This is a genomic window from Candidatus Saccharibacteria bacterium oral taxon 488, assembly GCA_013099195.1.
GTDB lineage: Bacteria > Patescibacteriota > Saccharimonadia > Saccharimonadales > Saccharimonadaceae > Nanosynbacter.
Window position 1 is genome coordinate 849979 of sequence record CP039999.1, and the last position, 7013, is coordinate 856991.

The 7013-nt window shown below is 47.7% G+C and carries 9 protein-coding genes; 3 read left to right on the forward strand and 6 right to left on the reverse strand.

Annotated features, from left to right (window positions below; genetic code table 11):
* Positions 1-16: 16 nt before the first annotated feature.
* Both FBF28_04510 and FBF28_04515 read right to left on the reverse strand, forming a co-directional pair.
* On the reverse strand, positions 17-1198 hold the full coding sequence (locus FBF28_04510; GenBank protein ID QJU08787.1) for an ATP-binding cassette domain-containing protein: 1182 nt from the start codon (positions 1196-1198) through the stop codon (positions 17-19).
* Complete coding sequence (locus FBF28_04515; protein QJU08788.1) at positions 1199-2008, reverse strand: ABC transporter permease; 810 nt, start codon at positions 2006-2008, stop codon at positions 1199-1201.
* On the opposite strand from FBF28_04515, the gene FBF28_04520 reads away from it, so the two are divergent.
* The 3 genes from FBF28_04520 to FBF28_04530 all read left to right on the forward strand — a co-directional run bounded on the left by FBF28_04520 (position 2000) and on the right by FBF28_04530 (position 4814).
* Positions 2000-3199 carry a glycosyltransferase family 4 protein gene (locus FBF28_04520; GenBank protein QJU08789.1) on the forward strand — a complete coding sequence of 400 codons (1200 nt, stop codon included), beginning with the start codon at positions 2000-2002 and terminating at the stop codon, positions 3197-3199. The genes FBF28_04515 and FBF28_04520 overlap by 9 nt on opposite strands.
* Complete coding sequence (locus FBF28_04525; GenBank protein QJU08790.1) at positions 3183-4364, forward strand: glycosyltransferase family 4 protein; 1182 nt, start codon at positions 3183-3185, stop codon at positions 4362-4364. Before FBF28_04520 ends, FBF28_04525 begins: the two co-directional genes overlap by 17 nt.
* 81 nt (positions 4365-4445) lie before the next feature.
* Complete coding sequence (locus FBF28_04530) at positions 4446-4814, forward strand: GtrA family protein (GenBank protein QJU08821.1); 369 nt, start codon at positions 4446-4448, stop codon at positions 4812-4814.
* On the opposite strand, the gene FBF28_04535 is transcribed toward FBF28_04530, so the two are convergent.
* From FBF28_04535 to FBF28_04550, 4 genes are read right to left on the reverse strand one after another with little or no spacing between them, the layout of a single operon-like run.
* Complete coding sequence (locus FBF28_04535; GenBank protein QJU08791.1) at positions 4811-5272, reverse strand: KH domain-containing protein; 462 nt, start codon at positions 5270-5272, stop codon at positions 4811-4813. The two genes, FBF28_04530 and FBF28_04535, sit on opposite strands and share 4 nt — an antisense overlap.
* 9 nt (positions 5273-5281) lie before the next feature.
* A complete protein-coding gene (locus FBF28_04540) occupies positions 5282-6232 on the reverse strand; it encodes a YidC/Oxa1 family membrane protein insertase (protein QJU08792.1) in 951 nt (316 codons plus the stop codon).
* Between the two features lie 24 nt (positions 6233-6256).
* Positions 6257-6604 carry a ribonuclease P protein component gene (rnpA, locus tag FBF28_04545; GenBank protein ID QJU08793.1) on the reverse strand — a complete coding sequence of 116 codons (348 nt, stop codon included), beginning with the start codon at positions 6602-6604 and terminating at the stop codon, positions 6257-6259.
* Positions 6605-6655: 51 nt separating this feature from the next.
* Complete coding sequence (locus FBF28_04550; protein ID QJU08794.1) at positions 6656-6793, reverse strand: 50S ribosomal protein L34; 138 nt, start codon at positions 6791-6793, stop codon at positions 6656-6658.
* Between the last annotated feature and the right edge of the window lie 220 nt (positions 6794-7013).

Genomic DNA, 7013 nt, shown 5'->3' on the forward strand with positions numbered 1-7013 from the left:
ACGGGCTATGCTTTGTCTATTTATGGTCATGGTGCCACTGCCGCGGGATCAGTGTGAGTCCACCAAATGACTGTCCAACCGCTGAAAAATCCTTCGTAATTGTGAACTCCTCGGCACGATACGCAACATCGTATTTTACTGATCCATCGTGATTGAGGAGATTAACATCAACATAGTACGACCCCGGACCCAAGTTTGCTTCGATATCGAGTGTCAGTTTTTTGTCTTTCGGTAGCTCAGCGAATCCCTCACGATTAGTAATAAAATTCGATATTAAATCACTGTCCTTCCGATACAAATCAACCATGATTGCTCGCGTCTTATCGTGACGCCAAGCAATATCAAACGAGATAGTCTCGCCAACTTTAAAGCTGCGCTGTTTTTTACCTGTCGCGCCGCGGATCGTAACATCAACATTTTCACCAGTATATTGCCGATTTCTATCAATACTTGCGTCAATCACTGCTTGATTGAGCCGACTATACTCGTCAGCCACCTGCACTGGGTCTCCCTCTTTGATAATTGTGCCGTCTTGGATTAGTACGGCACGATTACAAAACTTCTTGACTGTTTCCATATCATGGGTAACCAGAACAACCGTCTGGCCACTTGCCTTGTACTGCTCAAATATATCAATACACTTGCGCTGAAACGCCTCATCACCGACAGCCAACACTTCATCAAAAATCATAATATCATTACGCGCCTTAATTGCTACCGAAAACGCCAATCGTACCTGCATACCCGACGAATAATTTTTTAGCTTCTGATCCATGAACGGTTCAAGTTCAGCAAAGGCAACGATCTCATCATACATTGCTTCCATCTCTTTACGAGTGAACCCAAGTAGCGCTCCATTCAAAAAAACGTTGTCTCGGCCAGACAGCTCCGGGTTGAAGCCAACACCCAGTTCAATAAATGGTGTCAGCTTACCATGTAGCTGAATACTACCGCTCGTCGGTTGATATACACCGGCGAGAATTTTAAGCATGGTACTTTTTCCCGAGCCATTCCGACCAACAACGCCGAAAAAATCGCCCTGATTAACAGTAAAACTAACCCCGTCTAGTACTTTCTGGACGGTCTTTTTGTTTCGCTTGATAATGTTAACGAAGGCATGTTTAATGCTTGAGTTTTTAGTCTGCGGCAGTACAAACTCTTTGTGTATATCCTTGACTACAATAGCCGGTCTTGTCATCTAAATATCCTCCGCAAATGAACGTTGCTTACGCTGGAAATACCACCACCCCAGCCCAAACAGCCCAAGGGTTATCGCGATCGGGATGAACCATAGTAACGGGTTGTGAAACGTCTGCCAAATCGTTTGAGAGGCTGAATTATTGGGCATGAGTACATGCCGAGCATCCTGAATAATTTGTGTGACTGGGTTTAAAAACGCCACCTTCTGGATAACTGCAGGCATATAGATGATGGCAAAGATGATACCACTGGCATAGAACCCAGCCTGCAACAAAATCTCCCAGATATACGCGATATCACGAAACGTTACGTAGAGTGCCGAGAGTAGCAGAGATAGGCCAATTGATAGCAAAAATAACTGGGCAATTATTGGGATTAACAACAACCATAACAAGGTTGGCATCAAACCACTCAGTAGCGCAAAAATTATCACCACAACCATCCCGAGACCAAGGTTGATCAGCGCCGAGACAGAACTAGCAACCACCAGGAGGTGTCTCGGGATTGCTACTTTACGAATTAGTTGCCCATTTTCCACTACCGAACGAGTACCTACCATCGTTGCCTCAGAGAAAAAATTCCATAGCACGACGCCAACTAATAACCAGACGCCAAAATATTCAATCCCTTTACTGCCCTGTGGGAACGCATAGGTAAACAATACATATAAAATGCCGAATATGAACAGCGGCTTCAGGAGTGACCACACGTACCCGAGGGCAGAGTTTTGGTAGCGAACTTTAAAGTCCGTGCTGACCATCGCGCGCAAAATTGCCCGATTTTTTTCATTACCAAAGAGATGTTTCACTCCCTGATTATACCAAATTACACCAAAAAGATATATACTTGTAAAATGAATCGGTTACGAGTTGTTATCGTACGAAATGCCGCACCTCATGATTTTGGTGGTGGCGAGCGATTTCCAGTGTTCTTAGCTCAGGAGCTACGAGAGCTGGGCCATTTGCCGGTTATTTTTAGTCACCACATGACACTCTGTGACTACGCTAAGCACGAACGGTTGACTTATCGCCGCTCTTGGTGGTGGTCTCAACAAAACTGGAGCGGCCGGCGAGTTGTATTAACACCACTATATATACTCTGGCAGCTGCTACTCACTTTGTATTATATTATCCAATTTCATCGCTACAAAGCTGACGTTGTTCACCTGCAGAGTAAGGATGATTTTATTGCCGGGTCAATCGCTGGTAAGCTTATCGGTGCTCGCGTTATCTGGACCGACCACGCTGACCTCAAGCATGTCTGGAAACAGCTCGGCGTATGGTATAAAAACCCGACTGGTAAGCTGGTTGCTTGGGCGGCACGCTTTGCCGACGCAATTACCCTCGTTAGCCAGAGTGAATGCCGCCTTGTCTCTGATAATCTGCCGTCAACCTCACCAATTCATCACAAATTAACCGTTATCTATAATGGTGTCAACGACCAGAAGCCACCACACGCACCCATCAAAAGCCGCCTGTTCACGTTCTGTATTGCCGGCCGTCTGGTTGTTGATAAGGGAATTAGTGAAGCAATCGCTGCATTCAAACGACTTCACGCTACACATCACAACACGCGCCTCATTCTGATCGGTGACGGACCAGATCGTTCACGGTTTGAGAAACAGACCACAGGGTTACCGGTTACTTTTCGCGGCCACCAAACAGACCCCCTCCCTGAAGTTGCCGCCGCTGACGTATATCTTCATCCAACATACCACGAGGGGTTTAGTGTTTCACTCGTTGAGGCCAGCATGCTACAGCTACCAATTATCGCCACTGACGTTGGTGGCAATCCGGAGATTATTCATCATAATAAGACCGGCCTCCTCGTCCCCTCAAAGAACTCAGTGGCGCTACATGATGCCATGGAGCAGCTATATTCTAATTCCAGGCTTCGCGCACATCTAGCCACCGCTGCCCGCCGTCAATATCTCGCCTCGTTTGTTTTTCATACCATCGTCAAAACGCAATTTATTCCTTTATATGAAAACGGGTTATAATATGCCTATGAAGATTCGTGTTGAAACTGCTGCCCTCACCGCTCCCAATATATCCGGCGTTGGTCATTACATCCGCATGTTAACCAATAGCCTGGCTCGTTACTCGCCGCCGGGGACTGAAGTTTCAGCGTTTTATTTTAATTTTCTAAGCAAGCACCGAGATCCCGTCCTAGACGACCAGGTTAAGCACGAAAAACATACGCTCATGCCGCAGCGGCTATTTGCTAAGCTCCAGAGTTACGGTCTACCGTTACCGTACGACCTGCTGTCTTCACCTGTTGATGTCGCGATTTTTCCGAATTTCGACCGCTGGACAACCAGTAAGGCAGCTATTACTGCCGTTGTCATTCACGACCTTGGCTATCTTTATTTTCCTGAAACGATTGAACAGCGTAATTTAGCCCATTTACGCCGCCGCGTCGCTCATGCGGCCCGAATAGCAGACCTTATCATTACTGTCTCGGAGTCGGTCAAGGCGGAAATCATCGCTGAATACGGTGTGCCAGCCTCAAAAATTATCGTCACACCAATACCAGCCGACTCAATTTATTCTCAACCGGGTACAATCGACGTTGCCGCCAAATATAACTTACCAACCAAGCGGTATATCTTTTCAATCGGCAATCTCGAACCGCGTAAAGATTTGCCGACGATGATCGCCGCCTTTCGTGCCCTGCCGGAAAAGGTCCGCAAGCAGTATTCATTAGTTTTAGCTGGCGGTAAGGGCTGGAAGACCGACGCGACTGAGCGTGCCATTGCTGAAGCCCAGGCCGCGGGTGAACACGTCATCCGTCCGGGCTACATCCCCCAAGAAGACGTGCCTGCATTTTATCAGCAAGCAGACCTTTTTTGCATGAGCTCCATTTACGAAGGGTTCGGCATGCCGGTTGCTGAGGCGCTAACTAGCGGTACGCCGGTTGTTGCCTCCGATATTCCTGTGCTCCGCGAGGCTGGTGGAAATGCGGTTCTTTACGCTCAGTCTAAAAATCCCGACGACTTCATGAAAAAAATACTCTCTATCATCGCTGACCCACAAAAAGCACGCCTTGATATGAAAACTGCGGCTCAAGCTCATCTCAATGCTATTTCCTGGCAGAATAATACTGATCGCCTCATCGCTGCTTTCAAGGAGGCCATTGCCGCTAAAAAACATCGCACCAACTAGGGTTTATGGGTTATACTTATCATTATGGCTCGTTTCAAACACTACATCACCAAACACGCCACCAAGCTCCGCTACCTCCTCATCGGCACCATCAACACCGCCATTGATTTTGGTGTGTTGTTTATGTTGACCTGGTTTATCAGCACGCCGAAAGAATTAGCCAACATTATCTCGACAACCATCGCCTTTAGTTTCAGCTTTGTCGCCAATCGATCATTCACCTTTCGCTCACGCACCGGCAACGTTCGCCAACAACTACTCCTCTTTGCCCTCGTCACCCTGTTTGGTCTCTGGGTAATTCAGACGATCATTATTGCGCTACTCGCGCCAATTTTCATTAGCTTTAATTTCAGTCAGCCGACAGCACTATTCGCCAGTAAGCTCATCGCCACGGTCGCCAGCCTCATCTGGAACTACCTGCTCTACACCAATGTTGTCTTCAAAGATTAAGAGCTCTTCTGCGAAATCACCAGGTGCCGTGCACGGCCCTCGCCCTCAGAGTGCGTCTCAATATCGCTATAGTCATTCGCCACATGGTGCACTACCCAGCGATCAGCCGAATTCAATTCAACAATCTTCGTCTCGCCCGTCCGCCGCACCTCTTCGATCCAGCCGCGCGCCTTGTCGGCGATCTTTTCGGCGTGTTGCTTTTTATAATCAGCAATATCAATATTCACCCGCACCAGCGCCGCCTGACGGTTACGCAAAATTGCTGACACCACCGTCTGTAGACTCCGTAACGTCTCAGCATTCCGCCCAATCAGCAAGCTATTGCGCTCACTCGATGGCACAACAGCCTTGATAACATCGTCTTCAACGCTAACATCGACATCCAGATTGAGATCAAAGAACGCCAAAAAGTCCTCTAGGTATTTCTTGACAAATTCAATGGTCGCGATTTGATCCATATATCCTCCTTAGTCTTTCGCTTTTATCCGCGTGATGTTCGCCTCAGTCGCTGTGGCCGCTCGTTGCGAAGCGGCTTTTGATTTTTTTGCTGATGCGGCAGACTTGCTCGTAGATTTTGGCGAACGCTTTTCGCTGGCAATTTGCTGCATTTCTGTCCCGTCTTGCTTGAGAATAATGGCGTTTTGGATATAAGCAGCGATATTTGAGGTTGCCATGTAGAGCGCCAGCGCTCCTGGCAGACTGATCATAATAAGGAACATAAACGCCGGCATAACCTTCATCATTTTGCGTGTAACAATGGCGTTAACCTCAGTTTGGTCAGCGTTCTTACCCTCGCCCGCCTCCATCAGCACATCACGCAGCCGCTTCTTGTTGTCCGAACTTGGTGACATCTGCTTTGATAATAAATATTGCAAAACGGCAGCTACCAGAGCGAGGATGAGCAACCCAATTGATACACCACTTGATGATAACGCCTGCTTCGTCAGGTCCATCAGCCCCAAGAAATTCTGGTTAAAGTGATCTGGATTGGCGATCAAGTGCCTGACCGGCTCCCACTGCTCCATTACGTCGTATGTGTACTTAGCGAGCTCTGAGCGCTGCAATACGAATATCTGCACCACACGGTAAATCGCGATCAGTACCGGCAGCTGGATAAGAAGTACCAGGATAGAACTCATCGGCTTGATGTTATGCTTTTTATACACATCCATCATCGCCATCGCCCGCATCTGTGGATTGCTCTTATATTTTTTGTTCAGCTTGGCAAGTTCGGGCTGTATCTTGCGCATCGCTTTGGCTTGATGGAGCTGCTTCTTAACCAGCGGCCACAAGAGAAAACGCACAATTATTGTAAATAATACAACGCTAACCCCAAAGTCGCCGCCTGGAATTAGCGCATAAATTGCCATCAGCAAGTTAAAAATTGGTTGCACAATAACCACATCAAACATGTTCATGTCCTCATTATACCAGAGGTGGCGCTATTTATACAGCCCCGCCTGTGAAAAGAGTTGTTTTACTGCCGTCCTTAGGTCGCTATGTGGCATCACCAGCACCTCCGGCGAAAACACCATAATAACAACATCAAACCCACCCCGAATATGTGGCAATTCTAGTCGGATAATTTCGTAAATTCGGCGGCGAACACGATTGCGCTTAACGGCGGATTTGAGCACCTTTTTACTAATCACTACCGAAAACCGACCATGGCGACGGCGCGGATTGGCGATATATTTCATGGTGAGCTGCGATGAGCGAATTGCCCGCCCGCGCGCATAGACATAGCGCAGGCTACCATGACCATGAAATCGGTTGACGTGACGTAACATAGGTCCAGTATAGCAAAATCCCGCCCTGTTAGGCGAGGCGGGAGTTTACAGTTAGATAGCGATTTTAGCGCGACCCTTGAGGCGACGACGCTTCAGGACAGCGCGGCCAGCCTTGGTCGAAACACGAGCTCGAAAACCGTGCGTCTTGGCGCGATGTCGCTTGTGTGGTTGAAATGTTCGCTTTGGCATATCGTCATTTAGTGTAGCCTTTTTTGATATTTTTTGCAAGCCATGGATAAACTTTCCACTGCTTCCGCTGCTTTTTCCACATATTTAACAGAGGTGGCTCATCGTTGTGGAAAAATCACCTCGAGAGGCCCTAGATTTTATGATGGCGCCTGTGCTTGTGGAAAAGTCTGATTTTTTGCTATAGTAAAGTCATCAAGCTAGTTCCGAGGGGGAAGGTATT

What these genes read in the sequence shown, in the direction of transcription:
- rnpA (QJU08793.1), bottom strand. Translation starts at nt 6,604, where the DNA reads ATGTTACGTCACGTCAACCGATTTCATGGTCATGGTAGCCTGCGCTAT.
- FBF28_04540 (QJU08792.1), bottom strand. Translation starts at nt 6,232, where the DNA reads ATGAACATGTTTGATGTGGTTATTGTGCAACCAATTTTTAACTTGCTG.
- FBF28_04510 (QJU08787.1), bottom strand. Translation starts at nt 1,198, where the DNA reads ATGACAAGACCGGCTATTGTAGTCAAGGATATACACAAAGAGTTTGTA.
- FBF28_04520 (QJU08789.1), top strand. Translation starts at nt 2,000, where the DNA reads ATGTTTCACTCCCTGATTATACCAAATTACACCAAAAAGATATATACT.
- FBF28_04550 (QJU08794.1), bottom strand. Translation starts at nt 6,793, where the DNA reads ATGCCAAAGCGAACATTTCAACCACACAAGCGACATCGCGCCAAGACG.
- FBF28_04535 (QJU08791.1), bottom strand. Translation starts at nt 5,272, where the DNA reads ATGGATCAAATCGCGACCATTGAATTTGTCAAGAAATACCTAGAGGAC.
- FBF28_04525 (QJU08790.1), top strand. Translation starts at nt 3,183, where the DNA reads ATGAAAACGGGTTATAATATGCCTATGAAGATTCGTGTTGAAACTGCT.